Genomic DNA, 17654 nt, shown 5'->3' with positions numbered 1-17654 from the left:
GCCAAATAGCGTCAGGCCCAGCCGTCTGGAGCTTGGCCGCGAATCACTTCGGCCCGAGAATCTTCAGCAGCTTGTCCGGTGACGGTGCACCCTGCTGCTGTTGCAGATCACCATTCTCATCGAGATAGAAAATCGACGGGGTCGCCGACAGCTCCAGATCCTCCATCAGCTTCATGTTGGCATCGAGCTTGGCCTGGATCGGTGCCGGGATCGTGTCCAGCGGCTTGAGCTTGCTGCCCTTGCCGGCCTTCTCATGGTCATGCAGGGCCAGTTGCGGGTCCTTGGCGGTAAACAGCGCGGCCGCCTTGGCCGCACTGTCCTCGCGGATAATCCCGACCATGATATGGCGCAATTGCACCTTGCCCGAGTCGACCCACGGCCGTGCCTGTTCCCAGAACATATTGCAGTACGGACAGTTCGGATCACTGAACAGATAGACGGTGCGCGGTGCATCCTGCTTGCCGTCCTCGATCCAGCTGCTCTTCTCCATCTGTCCCCAGACCTGCTTGGCCATCGGCCCATACACCAGCTTGTGCAGCGGCGCCTGGCTCAGGTCGTTGCCGTCGGCGTCATACAGGTTGCCGGCGATCACATTCTTGCCATCGGCGGTCAGGTACAGGGCCATGCCCCGATTCTGGAACTGGGCGGCATAACCCCGCAGGCCACCCGGCGCGTCGAAGCTGCCGACGATTTTCGCGCCCTTGGCTTCGATGCTCTTGATCGGCGCGGGCAGTTCTTCGGCCTGGACCATGGGCGCTTGCAGCAGCAACGCGCCCAGTGCGGTGCTCAGGCTCAGGTTCAGCAGGTGGCGGTTGAAGGGCATAGCGGTTTCCTTGCGGTGGCCGGTGTGGCCGAAGTGGATTTGGGCGGACCGAAGTTTTCCAGGGCCCGGGCCAGGCTGGCCTGGGACAATTCGCCCAGGTGAGTACCCAGCAGGCGGCCTTCGGCGTTGTACAACAGGGTGGTGGGCAGGGCCATGGAGCCGACGCTCTGGGCCAGCTTGCCGGTACCGTCGAACAGCACGTTGTCCAGGTTCAGGCCCTGGGTCATCAGGAAGGTGCTGACGCTCTGCATGCTTTCGGCCTGGTTGACGAACAGGAAGGTCACGTCCTGGCGTTCATGCTGGGCTTTTTGCAGCACCGGCATTTCCCGTCGGCACGGCGGGCACCAGGTGGCCCAGAGGTTGATCACCAGCGGGCCGCCCTGGTAGTCGCGCAATTGCACCTCCTGGCCCTGGGCATTGCGCAGGGTGATTTCCGGCAGGCGGGTGCCTTGTTCGTAGAGGGTCATCGACAGGCTGGCCAGCAGCCAGAACGCCAGGCCACTGCCCAGGCCGAAACCCAGCGGCCGGCGCAGGGCCGGACGTCGCCAGCAGAACAGCACGGTGCCCGACAGCAGCGCCAGCACCCCCGGCCAGGCAAGGAAACCACCGTCGCGGATATCCAGCACCTGCAACGGATCTTCGCGAAAATAGCTCCAGTAGGCGATCACGAAACTGATCCGCGCCACCAGCATGGCCAGCATGAACAGACCGAACAGCACCGACTCCGGGTTGTCACCGCTGCGTTTCGCCACCCGCCAGCCCACCAGCGTCGCCAGGGCGAGGGCGAGCAACAACAGCAGGTGGTTGATCGACAACGCGAAGGTACCGAGGGTCAGGGTGAGCATCAGCGAGCATCCCGTGTGCTGTTCCAGTTCTGGAGAAAAGCCTTGGCATCGACTTCGCCGGTAATCCGGCTGGCCCGGCGTTCCTGGCCGTCCGGTGCGAGCCATAGCAGGGTCGGTGGTCCCGGCACTTCATAGCGGCCGAGCAGTTCGCGGCTGGCGGGGTTGTCGTTGGTCACATCCAGGCGCACCAGCCGGACATCGCCCAGGGCAGCCTGTACCTCGGCCTGGGAGAAGACCGTTTTTTCCATGATCTTGCACGACACGCACCAGTCGGCGTAGTAGTCCACCAGCACCCATTGGCTCCGGGCCTTGGCCGTGTCCAGTTCGCGCTGCAGGGCAGCCGGGTCATTGAGGGTGATAAAGGCATCGTGGGCCGCTGTCGCGCCGTTGGCCGCGGCCGCCCCGGTATAGACGTGCAACGGTCGCCACAGCTCGGTGCTGCCACCCGCCGCCCCGACTACCAGCAATGAACCCCAGAGGCCGAGCAGGACGCCGGCGCAGGTGCTCAGCAGGGCGGTGGGGCCCGGCTGCCGGGTCTGTTGCCAGATGCAGCTGCAGGCGATGATCAGCAGCAACGCGCCCCACAGGCCGAGCCACAGGGATTCGCTGACCACCGGGCGGATCATCAGCACGGCGGTGCCGAGGAACAGGAAGCCGAACACCGCCTTGACCCGGTCCATCCAGGATCCCGGCTTGGGCAGGAAACGGTTGCCGACGGTCACCAGCAGCAACAGCGGCAAGCCCATGCCGATGCCCATGGTGAACAGCACCAGGCCGCCTTCGACGATATTGCCGCTTTTGGCGATATACAGCAGGGCACCGGCCAGGGGCGCGGTCATGCACGGGCCGACCAGCAAGCCGGAAAGGGCGCCGAGTATCCCGGCCCCCACCAGGCTGCCGCCGCGACGGCCACTGCCGGCGTTTTCCAGGCGGTCACGCAGGGCCGCCGGCAATTGCAGTTCGAAGAAACCGAACATCGGCAGGGCCAGCACCACGAACAATGCGGCGAAACTGCCCAGCAACCAGGGTTGTTGCAGCAGCGCCTGCAAGTTGCCGCCGAGCAGGGCCGCGAGCATACCCAGTGCGGCATACACCAGCGCCATGCAGATCACATAGCTGCCGGCCAGGGCAAAGCCGCGCCTTGGACTGGCGCCACTGCCCACTACCAGGCCGGCGAGGATCGGCAGCATCGGCAGCATGCACGGGGTGAACGCCAGCAGCAGGCCGAGGCCGAAGAAGGCCAGCAGGCTCCAGCCCAGGGCGTTGTGCTGCAGGTTGGCGGCCAGGGATTGATCCTGCGCCTGAGCCTGGCCTGGCGCCGTGGACACCGGGGCCTTGCCGCCCAGGTCGACGACCTGGCTTTGTGGCGGGTAGCACAGGCCGGCGTCGGCGCAGCCTTGCCAGCCCACGGTGACCTTGCCCGTGGCGCCGGCCGGGATCAGCAGCTCGAGTTCGCTGCGATAGACCTGCTGGTCGCCGAAGAACTCGTCGCTATGGTGCTCGCCCTCGGGCAGCGCGGGCCGCTGGGCCGGGTCGAGGCCGTCGAGCTTCAGGCGTTTCTGGTAGAGGTAATAACCGTCGGTGATCTGCCAGTACAGCCGGGTTTGTCCCGAGGCCAGGGTCTCGGTGCTGAAGGCGAAGGCCTGGCCGACGGGCAGGAAGTCCGGCTTTTTTACCGCGAACGGATCGTTACCGGCCTGGGCCAGGCCTGCGAAAAGGACAAAAACAAAGGTCAACAACCAACGCATAAAAAAGCCTTAGAACCGTGGCGAGTGGGGCCAGCCTGCAAGCGGGCGATTAACCGATCATTAACCCGATATTATCCGGGTTGTACACGGACTTTGTAGGCACCGGGTGATTAACTATTCTGCGGGCATTGGCGGCATAATCGCCGCTTAATCCATTTGCGTTCCAATCGACACATTTGCGCAGGTATCCCCATGCATGTACTGGTTTGCGAAGACGATGAACTGATCGCCAGCGGCATCAAGGCCGGACTGACCGCCCAGGGCATGATCGTCGAGCATGTCGCCAATGCCGCGGCGGCGCGGGCCATGTTGCGCGCGGCCGAGTTCGACGTGATGGTACTTGACCTCGGCCTGCCCGATGAAGACGGCCTGAAGCTGCTGGCACAACTGCGCCAGAAGGGCCTGGAGATACCGGTGCTGATCCTCACCGCCCGCGACTCGGTGACCGACCGGGTCGACGGCCTGCAGGCCGGCGCCGACGACTACCTGCTCAAGCCCTTCGACCTGCGCGAACTCTTCGCCCGCCTGCAAACCCTGCTGCGGCGCGTGGCCGGGCGCAGCGTCAACCTGATCGAGCACGGCGCCCTGAGCTACGACCCGAGCAGCCGCGTGACCCTGCTCGGCGGCCAGCCGGTGGACCTGTCGCGCCGTGAGCAGGCGCTGTTGCAGGCGCTGCTGCACAACCGCGGCCGGGTCCTCTCCAGCGAGCAACTGAAAGACAGCGTCTACGGTTTCAGCGACGAGCTGGAAAGCAATGCCTTGAACGTGCATATCCACCACCTGCGCCGCAAGCTCGGCAACGGCATTGTCGAAACCGTTCGCGGCCTCGGCTATCGACTGGGCCCGGCGGGTAACGAGGACACCGCGTCATGATGAGCCTGCGTCTGCGCCTGAGCCTGACCATCGGCGCGGCGTTTATCCTGATCTGGGCCCTGGCCGCGACCTGGATGCTCAGCGACCTGCGTCACCAGATGATGTTTTCCCTCGACCAGCGCCTGGTGGCTTCGGCGCGCATGGTCGCCGGGTTGCTGGAGCAGTTGCCGCCGATTTCGACCAAGGGCGACGGCACCCATTTCAGCGCCGAGCAGCTTAATATCCCCGGCGGTATGGCCTGCCAGGTCAGCTCCCTGCGCGGCGAGATCCTCGCCCGCAGCCACAACAACCCGGAACAGGCCCTGGAGGACCAGACCGCCGGTTTCCACGACCAGATGATCGACGGCGCGCCCTGGCGCAGCTTTACCCTGGTGCGCGGCGACGTGCATATCACCACCGCCGACCGCCAGGTCGAACGCGAGGCGTTGAACCTTTCGGTGCTGCTGGCGGCCTCGGTGCCGGTCGGCGTGGCATTGGTGGGTTGCCTGTGCCTGCTGTGGCTGGGGATCGGCCAGGGCCTGGCGCCGCTCAATCGCATGCGCGATGCCTTGATGCGCCGTAGCCCCGACTCCCTCGAACCCTTGCAGGTGCAGCCGTTGCCCCGGGAATTGCAGCCGCTGCTGGACACCCAGAACCAGCTGTTCCAGCGTATCGGCAAGACCATCGAGCGCGAGCGCCGCCTGACCGGCGATGCCGCCCACGAACTGCGCAGCCCGCTGACCGCGATCAAGACCCACCTGCAAGTGGCGCGCATGACCGAAGGCGCGGCCCGTGACCAGTCCCTGGCCCACGCCGAGGCCGGCGCCGACCGCCTGCACCGGACCCTCGAGCAATTGCTGCTGTTGGCGCGGGTCGAAGGCAGCCTGTCGTTCGACGATGGTGTGCAGTGCAATGCCGAGCAGGTGGCGCGCCTGGCGATCCAGGATTCGGCCAATGGCAATCGTGGTCGCATTGCCTTGCACCTCGCGGAAAACTTCTCCGCGGCGCCGCTGGAAATGCCCTCGACCCTGTCCATCGCCGCCTTGCGCAACCTGCTGGACAATGCCCTGCGCCACACACCGGGGGATGCGCCAGTGGAATTGAACGTGGAAACCATCGGCAACCGCGTGCGCTTCCAGGTCCGCGACCACGGCCCGGGCATCGCCCCGGACGATCTGCAACACCTGACCCAACGTTTCTGGCGCAACAGCACCAGCACCGGTTGCGGCCTGGGGCTGGCGATTGTCAACGCCATCGTCCAGCGTTGCGGCTGCGTGCTGCACTTCGACAGCCGTCCCGACGGGCTGCGGGTCGAACTGACCATGCCGTTGCAGGCGGTCTGAACCCCCTCTCCTGAAAAACTCCTGATGCAAAGCGTCGCCCGGGTGTAAATCCTGGCGGCGCCAGTGCGTTTCCAGAACACAAAGCCTGCGCGCACCCGCGCGCGGGCACAGGGTTTTGGTCACTATCAGCAGAGTATTGAGGGATCGAGAGATGTCAGTCGCTACCAGCCTTATCGAAAAAATACCGGTGAGCGCCAGCCAGCTGCCGGTTGGAACGCTCTATCAGTTCGACGAGTCGCCGATCCTGGCCCGTCAGAGTCGCCAGGAATCCAACGCTCGCAGCTACCCACGGCGTATCCCCCTGGCGCTCAAGCGCGCCAAGGGCCTGTATGTCGAGGATGTCGAGGGCCGTCGTTTCATCGACTGCCTGGCCGGTGCCGGGACCCTGGCCTTGGGGCACAACCACCCGGTGGTGATCGAGGCGATCCAACAGGTCCTGGCCGATGAGCTGCCGCTGCACACCCTCGACCTGACCACGCCGGTCAAGGACCAGTTTGTCCAGGACCTGTTCGGCTTGTTGCCCGAGGCCCTGGCCAAGGAGGCGAAGATCCAGTTCTGCGGCCCCACCGGCACCGATGCAGTGGAGGCCGCGCTGAAACTGGTGCGTACGGCCACGGGGCGTAGCACCATCCTGTCCTTCCAGGGCGCCTACCACGGCATGAGCCAGGGCGCCTTGAGCCTGATGGGCAGCCTGGGGCCGAAAAAACCGCTGGGTGCACTGTTGGGCAATGGCGTGCAGTTCCTGCCGTATCCCTACGACTACCGTTGCCCGTTCGGCCTGGGTGGCGCGCAGGGGGTCAAGGTCAACCTGCATTACCTGGAAAACCTGCTGAACGATCCCGAGGGCGGCGTGCAGTTGCCGGCGGCGATCATTGTCGAGGCGGTGCAGGGCGAGGGCGGCATGATCCCGGCGGACCTCGACTGGCTGCGCGGCCTGCGGCGGATCACCGAGCAGGCCGGCGTGGCGCTGATCGTCGACGAGATCCAGAGCGGTTTCGGGCGTACCGGCAAGATGTTCGCCTTTGAACACGCCGGCATCATTCCGGATGTGGTGGTGATGTCCAAGGCCATTGGCGGCAGCCTGCCCCTGGCGGTGATGGTCTATCGCGACTGGCTCGACACCTGGGCCCCGGGCGCCCATGCCGGGACCTTCCGTGGCAATCAGATGGCCATGGCCGCCGGTTCCGCGGTGATGCGTTATCTCAAGGAACACGACCTGCCGGCCCACGCGGCGGCCATGGGCGCGCGTTTGAGCGAGCACCTGCGCATCCTGCAGCGGGACTTCCCGCAGTTGGGCGATATCCGTGGGCGCGGCCTGATGCTGGGGGTCGAACTGGTCGATCCGAGCGGTACCCCGGATGCCCAGGGTCATCCGCCAGCCTTTGCGCGCCTGGCGCCGCTGATTCAGCGTGAGTGCCTCAAGCGCGGGCTGATTCTCGAACTGGGCGGGCGTCACGGTGGCGTGGTGCGGTTCTTGCCGCCCCTGGTGATAAGCGCGCCTCAGATTGACGAAGTGGCACGGATTTTCGGTGATGCGCTGGCGGCGGCGGTGGCCGGCCTCTAATTTTTTGCCGGGCTTCAACGTTTCCTTCTACACGAGCGCTGCGCAGCGGGCGCGGCCTCATCCCCACACGACGGAGAACAGCAATGACTTCAGTATTCGACCGCGACGACATCCTCTTCCAGGTAGTGGTCAACCACGAGGAGCAATATTCCATCTGGCCGGACTACAAGGCGATCCCCAATGGCTGGCGCGCCGTGGGTAAAAGCGGTTTCAAGAAAGAGTGCCTGGACTATATCGAAGAGGTCTGGACCGATATGCGCCCGCTGAGCCTGCGCCAGAAAATGGAGGCGCAGGCCATCTCGGGTTGAAGGCTTGCCCCCGCGCGCGATGGGGGCCGACTGTTCAGAGATCGTGATGGGCTATGTAAGGGTCCAGATTCTTCGCGTAGATCAATTCGCGCTTCAAATGATCGAGATCGTCAAAGACTTCCGATCCGTCGTAGCCCAGTGCTGGTGCTTTAAGGCAGAGCTGGTCGGGCATCCCGGCCTTTTGCAGGATCGGGATGACCTTCAATGAGCGGTCCGTTGAGCGATAGACCAGAACGGGGCCGTTCTCGACCTGGCCGAACAGAAACATGCCAGGTCGATGGAGTTGAGGATGGGTATCGAGCCTGAGTGTCCCGGGCAGGCCTCCGGGCGTCCCGGCCACCTGCACCATGCCGATGCTCTTGAGCCGCCATACCAGATCGCCAATGCTGCTGAATCTTTCGCTGTCAGGAATACCGGATCCGGCCGGGGCAAGGAACTGTCCTTCGCTGGCAATCAATGGGATCTCCGTGTAGGGCCTGTCTTTAGGTTTCTGGACCAGCAGGAAACCCTCGTTGGTGGTTTCAATCAGGAAGTCCGATGGCTTGTGCAGACACTCCCTGGGGTTGTGCTGGTTGGGGCGCAGGGGGGAGGACTGAATACTGATCTCCAGCTTCAGGTCCACGCGGACCTGATGAACCCCATTGGAAAAAAGCGCCACTTCGCCGCTGTCTGGCGTGATCCGTAGCGCCGGCTTCCCCCCCGTGGCGACAGTACGCAGGCCCACCGCGCCTTGTAATTCGGCCAGACCGGGTATTTGCCTGAGCGTGTTGACATGGATACTTTCCACCAGCGCCAGCCATCGATGCGCACCGTATTGCTGTTGGTCGGCGCTGATCAGCTTGTGGGCAATATAGTTGAAGGTGGACAAGCGCCTGATGCTCGGACTCCATGCCGGGTCCCGGTTCTGCACGCGCTTCCCATCGGGATAGCTGATGGCCGTGTCCAGTGCCTGGATCCTGATACCGTGCTGGCGAGCGCCGACCAGCAATTGCCGCAGTGAATACTTGCCCTTCGGATCAATCGAGTCCTTGCTGTCCTCATTGCGAAGCAGGTTCTTCAGTTCGTCGGGTATCACACCCGTGGTGTGAAAGTCGTCCAGAAGCTGCTGGTCGAAGTCTTTCATCAGGTGCTGTACATAAATCCTTTGCACCTGCAGCTTCGAGAGAACCGGCAGGTTGTCGATCAGCAGTTGCCTCGCCATGGTTGACTGGCTACCAGCCCCCAGCACCAGTCCCTGGCTGTTTTCGTAGATTTTTTCAAGGAACCGCGCCGGAGGACTTTCTGCCGATAACTGCGGCACTGGGCGTTGGCCAGGGATGACCTGGGAGTGGGAAAAGAAGGCCTGGGCGGTTTTCTCCAGGAGTTCCTTGCGGCGAAAGAATTCGCTGCGGATATTGCGATTGACGCTATTCGTGGCATTGCCGGAGTCCATTATCGCGACACCCTTTTTTTCGCGGATTTCGGGGTTGAGCAAGTCCCTGAAGCGGGGCGAAGCTTCAAACGAGACATTCCAGGGTACTTTTACCGACAGTTTCAGGTCGGCGCCGATGAAGTTGGTATGGGTGGTGCTGGAGGCGACCGGCAGCAGCGTTTGTGCCGCGGGCCCGATCACCACATCTTCGACCTGCAGGCCGATAACGCCTTGGGCCATGGCCAGTCCCGGGGCAATTCTGGAGTGACGGCTATTGGCATGTTTGTTTTCCAGCAGGGCAATCCATTTACCCCCGGCGCCATTCAGCCGATCGGCGTGGATGACCTGATTGGCATGCTGGACCATCACCCGTCCGTGGTCGAACAGGGCGCGTTCATCTTTCGAGAGTGAGTAGCTCGCCGCACAATCGAGCGCCTGAACCCGAATACCGTGAGCTTGCGCGGTGCTGACCAGGCGATGGTAATTGTAAAAGCCCGGCGAGGAGCTGCCATACACGGTGCCCAGTACTCGCAAGTGGGTATCCAGTTGATGGCTCATGATTCCGGTTTTGTGGAAGTGGTCCAGGTGAATTTGCTCGATATCGGTTCTGAGGTGCTCCAGATAAAGGGTTTTCACGCCTTTTTCAGCCAAGGTGGCCATGTTCTCGATCAGGAACAGCTTGCTGCCCGGGCTGGTCAGCACTTCGCCGAGGACCAAGCCTTCGGCGTCTTGATAAAAGGCTTCGATCATTGCGCGGGGGCTGGTGCCACGGCTTGGCTGGGGACGTGTGGGCGCGGGCGGCAGTGTGTTGTTTCTGAAGAAAGTGTCGGAATTCGCCAGCAGCCGTGCGCGCAGCTCCACGAGTTTCTTCTTCGTGGCGATTTGCACGAGGGAACTGCTGGTGTTCGACAAGGCTGGCGCCTGGGCGACAACCAGTCGATGTTCCTCAGGCAGTTGATACTGACGCAAGGCCGTTGCAGCACTGTTTTCTTTCCAGATATCGCTGCCCGCGACCCGGTACAAGGCCGGGCCCGAGGGTAGGAACTCTTCCCGCGCCTGGGCGCAGTAGGACCTGACGCTTTCGTCATAGCGGACCATGACCACCTGGCCATCTTCGAGATTGACGAACTTGCGCTGCTGGGCCACGCGAAACCCTTCGCTGTCGGCGGGCGGCAGGCCTTTGGGCGCGGGCCTTGAGTAGGCGCTCAAGGGGCGGCCCGGCGATAGGCTGTTGGCAACGGGACCGACGATGCTGCTGATGGCAATGGGGGCCGTGCCGGGGATTTGTGCGACGGGAGCCACTACCGGCCTGACGGGCGGTGTGCCCCCGGGGGCGCTCGGCAGCACCGGGGTGCCGGTGGCGGGCAGGCGGTTGCGTATCGCCGGGCTGATTTCGGGGAGTCTGATGGCCGGCAGATCGGGTTGTCCGGTGCCGGAGGTGCCGGGGCGAATCGGTGTTCTGGGGGACATGACGGAATCCTTTCGTTGAGCGTGTTCTCACTGGGCCGGCCAACGGCGCGTCTTGTGCCGTGGGCAAGCCCGGTCCGGTGTTTCTCGGGTAGGGTTGGAGGCCCCGCGCGGCTAGCGCGGGGTGTGGATAAACAGGTCCGCAGGGTCGACAAGGGAGGCTTCGTCGTTGTCGGTGCGCCACTGCTGTGTCAGCGTGTCGTAGGTGATTGCGGCGTAGTCGGTCTGGGATCGCGCACTTGAAGTCGAATCGCTGATCACCCTGAGCCCTTTGATCCTGACGCGGTTGCTGGCCAGCTGGTCGTCTGCCTGATGCTGTTCGATACAGCGCTTTATGGCGTCCAGATCGGCATGGGCGCGGGCATCCAGTTCCTGCAGCAACAGCTGGTCGAAGATCCGGTCCACCTCATACCGGGCGCCGGATGTCACGACGATGTAGATCAGGTCCATCGGTTGCGCGGGATCGTCGTGGGCCGGCAGCAGGAAGCGGATATTGCCGACCCATAGCTGCTGGGGGGCGATCCTGATATCGCCGGGCGTTACGATCTGCGCGCTTGCCTGGGTATGGATGTACCAGGTCGACGCATTGGTGATTTTCGCCAGGGCTCCCGGCGTCGACAGGCGGATGGTCGCGCCGGAGCAGGGATAGAGTTCATAGGTTGAACTCATTCCCTCCAGGGTGTAGATCGTCGAGGCGCCGCCGGCTTTGAAGTCGACGCGCTGCGGATGGTCCTTCAGCAAGGCGCTCTGGCTTTCCGGCGAACGGAACAGGCAGTTGCCGGTACGCCTGCGTAATGAGGCACGGCCATCGATGCTCCTGATGCCCGGGTTGCGGCTGTCGTCGAGATAGCTGGCGGTTGGCGCGCCCACCTGGTATGAACTGCCATCGCGCAGCACCAGGACAATCCCATGGTTCAGGTCGAACCCCGTGGTATGCAAAGCGGCACCGACATCGGTCGCTTTGCCCGCGCCTTCGACCACCCAGTCCTTGAGCGTCAGTTGTGTCTGGTCGTCGAACCGCAGGCTCAGGCTGGCCTCGCTGTAGCTCAGGTAGTTGAAGGCGCCGATGCTCTTCGATTGCACCAGGTAACGCGCGCTGACCTGCTCGATCTCAGCGCTGTCGTAGTCGAGGAACAGCGTGGTTGACGGTCGCGCCTCGTCAGGCGTGACCAGGAAGGTCGTGTCCAGGGTCTTCCTGGCGATGAAGTAGCCGTTCGTCGAGGCTCCGGGAAGCCTGTACTCGCCGCCATTGACGGGCTGCGGGGCTGGCGGGAGTTTCCCGAGGACCAATACCGTTACCCGGATATCCTGGTCGTCGGTGCCTTCCAGGGTGGCCGGCAGATCGGGTTTGAGGGTGTGGCCTTCCTGGGTGACAAACAACAACAGGTCATTTTGCAGTTGCCGCCCGCCGTCGTGCCTGTAGACATCCCGGATGGTCAACTGGTGACTGGGCAGCACGCCATTTTCGTCCCGCAACGAGGTGACAACTAGCGCGGTGTCAACGATGCGCCAGCTCTGGATACGCTCCATGGGCCAGTCCAGTTCGATGGTACTGGGTTCACCGCCGTCCTCGTCGAGGATCACGGTTCTTCCCGCAGGGGTAATCCGGTAGTGGTCCTTGCCGGCTCCTCCAGCGACCCTGCTCTGGGTACCCTTGAGTATGAAGTGGTCGTCGCCGTCACCGCCGCTCGCCTGGTCGTCCGAGCCCTGCAGGGTGATGTGATTGGCCTGCGAGTTACCGTTCACGCGACTGCTGCCACCGGCAAGGGTCTCGACATGCTCGATGGAGTCCAGCGTGGCATAGGCGACCGGGTTGAGGTCAGCGGCGTTGCGCCGCAAACCCAAGGTGCCGCTGTCCAGGTCAACCGCGTGGCCGACGAACCGGAAGCTATTGCGAGATGGGACCTGCCCTTGCAGCGACAGCGTATCCTGGCCGTCTCCACCCTGTAGCGCACTGATGGCGGGCACGTTGGGGGAGGTCAGGGTGGCCTGGGTCTGGAACAGAAAGGCGTCATCCCGATCGCCTCCGGTCAGGGTCTTTTTGCCGGTGGAAAAGGCAAAGTAGTTGGGTTTGTCGCGCACGCCGATGACCCGGTCGTTGCCGCCGCCCAATTGCCAGAGCAGGCCCTTTTTTTCCCCCGGCGTTCCGCTGACCAGACCCGGGATTTGCCCCAGGCCCTTTGCGGCATCGATGACATCGTCGCCTTCGCGGACCACCGGCGTATTGACGGTCGTATAGGGTTGTTCCTCGCCCTCATCCCAGCGCGCTGCCCAGTGTTTGACGGGCTCCAGCTCAACGTGGAAGCTGCCGTTCACCACCCCCGCGAGGGTTTCCTTCATTTCCACGTCGAGGAGCGCCCTGGCGCGGGTTTCCAGGGCTTTGCCATAGTCGACCCGGGTGCGTTCGACCAGGTAGCGGTCCATGACCTCCTGGTCCAGCGCCTGCCCGGTAAAGGCGAACCAGCCCGAGCGCCAGCGCTCGTTGACGCTCAGCTCGATATAGTCGTCGATATCGTCGACCTGGCGCACGGCGCTGTAGATCTTCGCACCGACGATCAATACCGCGCAGGCGACGAGACCGAGCGGGCCGGCGGAGCTGAAGCCGGCGGCGGCGGCCGCGCCGAGGGCCAGCGACAAGGTGGCGCTGGCAATGCTGAACCCGGCGGTGACGTAATGGTCCATGGCCTCCTTGCCGCTGGCCTTGGCGGCATTGTTGAACGCCACCACGGCACTGTGGATATCGAACGGCAGGGTCAGCACATTGCCCAGCAGGCCGGCACTGCGGCTGACCAGCAGGCCGGCGGAGGTGGCGCGAAAGCCCTGGAAAATCCTGCCGCCCTGGCTGAGCAGGGCCTCCCCGGTTTTCCGCAAGCCGCGCTCGACCAACACCGACGTCAGCTCGGCGCCAATACTGCCGGCATTCACGGCCGCCTCGGTGACGTCGCGCTTTTTCAGTGCTTCGCGGATGCCGACCAGGCCGCTGTAGATCCCATAGGCCTGCATGCCCGAGCCGGCCGTGAGCATGCTGCGGCTCTTGGCGGTATCGATCCAGCTCGGAAGGCTGAAGGTGACATATTTGTGCGTGAGGATTTGCAGGTTCTGCAAGCGCACCAGCAACTGATTGAGATGCTTCATCAGGTTGGTGGCCAGCGCTGGTTTCTCTGTCCCGAGCAAGGGCGGTGCCTGCAGGGAGCGTTGTGAGCCTATTTCAAACAGCACGTCGATAGGGCGTTGATCGGCATCGTCCCCTGTCTCCAGATGGTGTTGCAGTTCATCCGGATCGAACTGCAAACCCTCGACCAGGATCCGGCCACTGCCCTGGAGTTGCGGGTCGGCACTGTCGAGGGCACGTCCACGGAGCCTGGCGCCCATGTCGTAGAGTTCCACGCGACTGATGACAAAGCTGTCCAGGGTCACCGGTCCCAGGCGCGCGTCCAGTTCGGCGAGGCCGGCCCGGCCCCTGGCCGGTGAGGGAACGGGGCTGGTGGAAGGCTTCTTGACGGCAGGGTTTGCCACAAGGTCCGAGATGACAATGCCATCGACGGGTCTGGCGACCCGATCATTCCTGCTGAGTGTGTTGGCCATGGACAAGTCCTTTTATCGTGAGTTTTGAGGAACCGCACGAAGGAGTATCTCCAGGGGTGTTTTTGCGCTTGAGGTATCTGTTTATGGTTTCAGCCTGTCCTTGTCGGGGATGAGCGGAATCTGCAGCGGGACAACGCTTGTCTATAAGGGAGCCAGTTTCTCCAGGACTTGCGTGATCGAGTCTTCAAGCCCGGTCAGCGGGTCGGCGTTCTCGTTCTCGAGCACCAGCAGCGTACTGCCGGCCTGACTGATCGCCGACTTCACGGCCTGCGGAGGCTGACGGTGATCCAGCACCAGTTTCACCTCGGCGTCCTTGAGGGTTGCGCTCAGCTTGGCCAGGGCCTCGGGCGTCCATTGCTCGTCGGCCCGGGCATCGACCTGGATCAGCTCCAGGTTGAGTCCGCCCACCAGGTAGTTGAAGCGCTCGGAGAGGCTGAACACGCTCAGGTTGTCGGCTTTGGCCAGCCTTGCTTCGCTGTCGGCGCTGAGTTTGAGCAGGCGCTGCTTGAGGGTCGCCAGGTTGCTTTCGATCTTCGGCTTGGCCTCGGGGGCCAGGCGCACCAGGTCGGCGGCGATCACATCGGCCATCCGTCCCAGGTTGTTGCTCGACAGCCAGGGCTGGCTGTTCAGACCGTCCACGCCGTTGCCCGGCTGCACCGCGATACCCGCCAGGCCGCCGTCCACCGGACGGGCCGCATCGACCTCGACGATTCGCACATTGCTGCGCCGGGCCATGGGGTAGAGCGGATCCTCGGGCCACAGCGAACGCAGCCCGATCACCGCGTCAGCATTGTTCGCCAGCTTCTGCAGGGCCGAGGCCCCGCGACCGCTGAAATAGGCGCTCTGGCGACTGCCCGGCAGGTTGGCATCGGCGGCCCGTTGCAGTTCCACGTCGGTGTCCTTGAGCAGGATTTCGCCCAGGCCGTAGGTGATCGGCAGGCTGGCGAGAATGCGCACCGGTTTGGCCGTGCTGCTGGCGTGCAACGCTACGGTCCCCAGGCCGTGATTGGCGGTGATCTGCAGAGGCGCCTGGTTGGCGAACGACGCTACGCTGTACAGGCTACTCAGGGTCAGGGCGAGCGCCAGGGGGCGAAAAACAGGCATTTATCCAATATTCCCTTTGAGGCTGGGCACGGTGCCACGGGCGAGCGCCGCGAGGGCGAAGGCGATACCGGCCATCAGGATGATCGCCGCGCCGGACGGCACGGGCAGGTCGAACAGGATCGGCAACAGGATGCCGCAGAGGGTGCTGACGGTGGCAATCGCCACCGAGATCCAGAAGAACCCCTTGAGCGACTGGCTGAGCAGGCGCGCGGCGGCGGCCGGAATCACCAGCAGGGCGCCCACCAGGATTGCGCCGATGACTTTTACCGCCGCCACGGTGATCAGCGTCACCAGCACCACGAACAGGTAGTCGAGGGTCTTCACCGCGACACCGCGCACCGCCGCCAGTTGCGGGTTGAAACTGGCCAGCATGATGCGGTTGTACAGCGGCAGGCTCAGGCCCATCACCAGGCTGCCGACAATCAGCAGCACCAGCAGGTCGTTGCCGTTGACCGTCAGCACCGAACCGAACAGCACGTTTTCCAGGATATGCACGTTGATCTTGCCGGCCAGCACCAGCAGCAGGCTGGCACCGAGGGCCAGGGACACCGAGAGAAACACCCCGATCAGGGTATCCGGCGCCAGGCCGGTGCGGTTGCGCAGGTAGTTGAGCAGCACGCCGAACAGCAGGCAGTAGCCGAACAGGCTGCCGTAGGGGCCGGTGTAGGGTTCGCCGAGCAGGATGCCGATGGCCACGCCGGTCAGGGCCGCGTGGCCCACGGCTTCGGAAAAGAACGCGAAGCGCTTGACCACCACCAGGGTGCCGAGGCCGCCCAGCACCGGGCCAATCAACAGCCCGGCGATCAGGGCATTGACTACAAAACCGTAAGCCAGTGCCGCCGGCAGGAAACCGGACGAGGCCCAGCCCTGGATCATCAGGCGAAAAGCTTCATAAGTCATGGCCGGGTCTCCTCGTTGAGGCTACGCGGATGGGTGGAGAACAGGCTCAGCAGGCGGTCCGGGGTCAGGGCCTCGGCCGGCGAGGCGTCGAACAGGATGCGGCGATTGAGGCCGGTGACCCGGTCGGCCAGGCGCTTGACCGCTTCCAGGTCATGTTCGATCCACAACACGGTGATGCCAGCGCGGCGCCAGTCCACCAGCAAACGCTCGAAAACCCGGATGCCGGCTTCGTCCAGGGCTGACATCGGTTCGTCGAGCACCAGCAGTTGCGGCGCCGGAATCAGTCCCTGGGCCAGCAAGACCCGCTGCCGTTCGCCGCCGGACAAGGCGCCCATGCGGCGCTTGCGTTTGTCCTGCATGCCGACCCGTTCCAGGGCCTCGCCAATCGCTCCGGCGAAATACCGGGACAGTCCGAGGAAAGCCGGACGGCGCTGGCACATGGCGGCCATGAAATCGTCGACGGTCATCGGCAGGCCGCGGTCGAACTCCAGGGCCTGGGGCACATAGCCGATGATCCCGGGAGCCTCGGGCCATTCCAGGCTCAGGCGTCCCTGGTGGGGCATCTGCCCGAGCAGGGTCTTGATCAGCGAGCTCTTGCCGCCACCGTTGGGCCCGACCAGGGCATGTATATGACCGGGACGGACCTGGAAGGTCACGTTGTCGAGAATGATGGTGCGCCCGAGTGTCAGGCTCACCCCGGCGAAATCGAGGGTCGGTCCGATGGCCTCGACCGCGATGCTTTCGGCCGCCGTCATACCCCGGCCTCCTGAATCGCCCGGACCACGGTGTCCAGGTTGTCGGTCATTTCCTTCTCGTACTTGTCGGCGCTGTAGTCGCCATAGGAAATATGCGACAGCGGATAGATCCGCACCCCCGACTCGCGGCGGATGGTCTCGACATAGGTGGACGGGAAGTCCAGCTCCGAGAAGATCACCTTCACATCCAGCTCGCGCAGTTGGTCGATGGTCTTCTTCAACTGGCTCGGGCTCGGTTCGATGCCGTGGGCCGGCTCGACCACGGCGGTGACTTCCAGGCCGAACTCCCGCAGCAGGTAGTCATAGGCCGCATGCACCGTCGCCACCCGCAGGTCGGCATTGGGTGCCTGGGTCAGCTTGGCCAGGGCGTCGGCGCGGATCTGCCGCAGGCGCTTGCCGTAGGCCCGGGCGTTGGCGGTGTAGGTCTTGGCATTGTCCGGGTCGAGCTTGCCGAGTTCCCGGGCAATGTTGTTGACCTGGGCGATGGAGGCGCTGATGGAGAGGAAGGTGTGTGGGTTGACCACCTTGCCGGCGCCTCGCGCGGCGGTGCCGGTGGCCGCCAGCAGCGGCACGTTTTCATTGGCCTCGATCACGGCGATGTCGGGCTTTTCGCTGGCGGCGATCATGCGGTCGGCGAAGTCGTCATGACCGACGCCATTGACCACGATCACATCCAGCGTGCCGATGCGCTTGATGTCCTCGGCCCGGGGCTCGTAGGCGTGGGGATTGAAGCCGGCCGGGATCAGCGGCACCACCTCGGCCTTGTCGCCGACGATATTCGCCACGTAGCTGTAATAAGGATGCAGGGTGATGCCGATGCGCAGGCGCTTGGCCGGTTCGGCCTGGACCTGGAAGGACAGCAGCAGGGGCGAGAGCAGCAGCGCGAGTAGCAGGCGACGGCGGCCGAACAGAGCGGAAATGGACATGGGTAGACAGTCTTCCCTGGGGT

13 protein-coding genes are annotated in these 17654 nt (G+C 63.9%); 4 read left to right on the top strand and 9 right to left on the bottom strand.

What is annotated here, in order from left to right; all coding sequences use genetic code 11:
- Nucleotides 1-43 precede the first annotated feature (43 nt).
- Genes dsbG through dsbD form a run of 3 tightly spaced genes read right to left on the bottom strand, consistent with a single transcriptional unit; the run spans nt 44 to nt 3416 of the window.
- Complete coding sequence (gene dsbG / locus M5B42_RS08910; RefSeq protein WP_152736981.1) at nt 44-823, bottom strand: thiol:disulfide interchange protein DsbG; 780 nt, start codon at nt 821-823, stop codon at nt 44-46.
- Nucleotides 799-1668, bottom strand: a complete 870-nt coding sequence (locus M5B42_RS08905; protein ID WP_103496881.1) for a TlpA disulfide reductase family protein — start codon at nt 1666-1668, stop codon at nt 799-801. The genes dsbG and M5B42_RS08905 overlap by 25 nt, the downstream gene beginning before the upstream one ends.
- Nucleotides 1668-3416, bottom strand: coding sequence for a protein-disulfide reductase DsbD (gene dsbD / locus M5B42_RS08900; RefSeq protein ID WP_248745595.1), 1749 nt, complete (start codon nt 3414-3416; stop codon nt 1668-1670). The genes M5B42_RS08905 and dsbD overlap by 1 nt, the downstream gene beginning before the upstream one ends.
- A gap of 192 nt (nt 3417-3608) precedes the next feature.
- Between dsbD and M5B42_RS08895 the strand changes: the two genes are divergently transcribed.
- The 4 genes from M5B42_RS08895 to M5B42_RS08880 all read left to right on the top strand — a co-directional run bounded on the left by M5B42_RS08895 (nt 3609) and on the right by M5B42_RS08880 (nt 7483).
- A complete protein-coding gene (locus tag M5B42_RS08895) occupies nt 3609-4289 on the top strand; it encodes a response regulator (RefSeq protein ID WP_103496883.1) in 681 nt (226 codons plus the stop codon).
- Complete coding sequence (locus tag M5B42_RS08890; protein WP_178129724.1) at nt 4286-5611, top strand: ATP-binding protein; 1326 nt, start codon at nt 4286-4288, stop codon at nt 5609-5611. Before M5B42_RS08895 ends, M5B42_RS08890 begins: the two co-directional genes overlap by 4 nt.
- 151 nt (nt 5612-5762) lie before the next feature.
- Nucleotides 5763-7175 (top strand): aspartate aminotransferase family protein, encoded by a 1413-nt coding sequence (locus M5B42_RS08885; protein ID WP_248745594.1) that lies wholly within the window; start codon nt 5763-5765, stop codon nt 7173-7175.
- A gap of 83 nt (nt 7176-7258) precedes the next feature.
- Nucleotides 7259-7483: an MbtH family protein gene (locus tag M5B42_RS08880; RefSeq protein WP_248745593.1), complete on the top strand. Its 225-nt coding sequence runs from the start codon at nt 7259-7261 to the stop codon at nt 7481-7483.
- A 34-nt stretch (nt 7484-7517) separates the two neighbouring features.
- On the opposite strand, the gene M5B42_RS08875 is transcribed toward M5B42_RS08880, so the two are convergent.
- From M5B42_RS08875 to M5B42_RS08850, 6 genes are all read right to left on the bottom strand, one after another.
- Nucleotides 7518-10241, bottom strand: coding sequence for a membrane-targeted effector domain-containing toxin (locus M5B42_RS08875; RefSeq protein ID WP_248745592.1), 2724 nt, complete (start codon nt 10239-10241; stop codon nt 7518-7520).
- A 234-nt stretch (nt 10242-10475) separates the two neighbouring features.
- A complete protein-coding gene (locus M5B42_RS08870) occupies nt 10476-13946 on the bottom strand; it encodes a calcium-binding protein (protein ID WP_248745591.1) in 3471 nt (1156 codons plus the stop codon).
- Between the two features lie 141 nt (nt 13947-14087).
- Nucleotides 14088-15050: a zinc ABC transporter substrate-binding protein gene (locus M5B42_RS08865; RefSeq protein WP_248745590.1), complete on the bottom strand. Its 963-nt coding sequence runs from the start codon at nt 15048-15050 to the stop codon at nt 14088-14090.
- A complete protein-coding gene (locus tag M5B42_RS08860; protein WP_248745589.1) occupies nt 15051-15950 on the bottom strand; it encodes a metal ABC transporter permease in 900 nt (299 codons plus the stop codon).
- Nucleotides 15947-16705: a metal ABC transporter ATP-binding protein gene (locus M5B42_RS08855; protein WP_248745588.1), complete on the bottom strand. Its 759-nt coding sequence runs from the start codon at nt 16703-16705 to the stop codon at nt 15947-15949. The genes M5B42_RS08860 and M5B42_RS08855 overlap by 4 nt, the downstream gene beginning before the upstream one ends.
- Nucleotides 16702-17631 carry a metal ABC transporter substrate-binding protein gene (locus M5B42_RS08850; protein ID WP_248745587.1) on the bottom strand — a complete coding sequence of 310 codons (930 nt, stop codon included), beginning with the start codon at nt 17629-17631 and terminating at the stop codon, nt 16702-16704. Before M5B42_RS08850 ends, M5B42_RS08855 begins: the two co-directional genes overlap by 4 nt.
- Nucleotides 17632-17654 lie beyond the last annotated feature (23 nt).

Origin of the sequence: Pseudomonas sp. MWU12-2037 (assembly GCF_023242345.1) — a bacterium.
GTDB classification, from domain to species: Bacteria; Pseudomonadota; Gammaproteobacteria; order Pseudomonadales; family Pseudomonadaceae; genus Aquipseudomonas; species Aquipseudomonas gingeri_D.
The sequence above is the reverse complement of the archived record's forward strand: the minus strand, read 5'-3'. Positions and strand labels throughout refer to the sequence as shown.

What these genes read in the sequence shown, in the direction of transcription:
- dsbG (WP_152736981.1), bottom strand. Translation starts at nt 823, where the DNA reads ATGCCCTTCAACCGCCACCTGCTGAACCTGAGCCTGAGCACCGCACTG.
- M5B42_RS08905 (WP_103496881.1), bottom strand. Translation starts at nt 1,668, where the DNA reads ATGCTCACCCTGACCCTCGGTACCTTCGCGTTGTCGATCAACCACCTG.
- dsbD (WP_248745595.1), bottom strand. Translation starts at nt 3,416, where the DNA reads ATGCGTTGGTTGTTGACCTTTGTTTTTGTCCTTTTCGCAGGCCTGGCC.
- M5B42_RS08895 (WP_103496883.1), top strand. Translation starts at nt 3,609, where the DNA reads ATGCATGTACTGGTTTGCGAAGACGATGAACTGATCGCCAGCGGCATC.
- M5B42_RS08890 (WP_178129724.1), top strand. Translation starts at nt 4,286, where the DNA reads ATGATGAGCCTGCGTCTGCGCCTGAGCCTGACCATCGGCGCGGCGTTT.
- M5B42_RS08885 (WP_248745594.1), top strand. Translation starts at nt 5,763, where the DNA reads ATGTCAGTCGCTACCAGCCTTATCGAAAAAATACCGGTGAGCGCCAGC.
- M5B42_RS08880 (WP_248745593.1), top strand. Translation starts at nt 7,259, where the DNA reads ATGACTTCAGTATTCGACCGCGACGACATCCTCTTCCAGGTAGTGGTC.
- M5B42_RS08870 (WP_248745591.1), bottom strand. Translation starts at nt 13,946, where the DNA reads ATGGCCAACACACTCAGCAGGAATGATCGGGTCGCCAGACCCGTCGAT.
- M5B42_RS08865 (WP_248745590.1), bottom strand. Translation starts at nt 15,050, where the DNA reads ATGCCTGTTTTTCGCCCCCTGGCGCTCGCCCTGACCCTGAGTAGCCTG.
- M5B42_RS08860 (WP_248745589.1), bottom strand. Translation starts at nt 15,950, where the DNA reads ATGACTTATGAAGCTTTTCGCCTGATGATCCAGGGCTGGGCCTCGTCC.
- M5B42_RS08855 (WP_248745588.1), bottom strand. Translation starts at nt 16,705, where the DNA reads ATGACGGCGGCCGAAAGCATCGCGGTCGAGGCCATCGGACCGACCCTC.
- M5B42_RS08850 (WP_248745587.1), bottom strand. Translation starts at nt 17,631, where the DNA reads ATGTCCATTTCCGCTCTGTTCGGCCGCCGTCGCCTGCTACTCGCGCTG.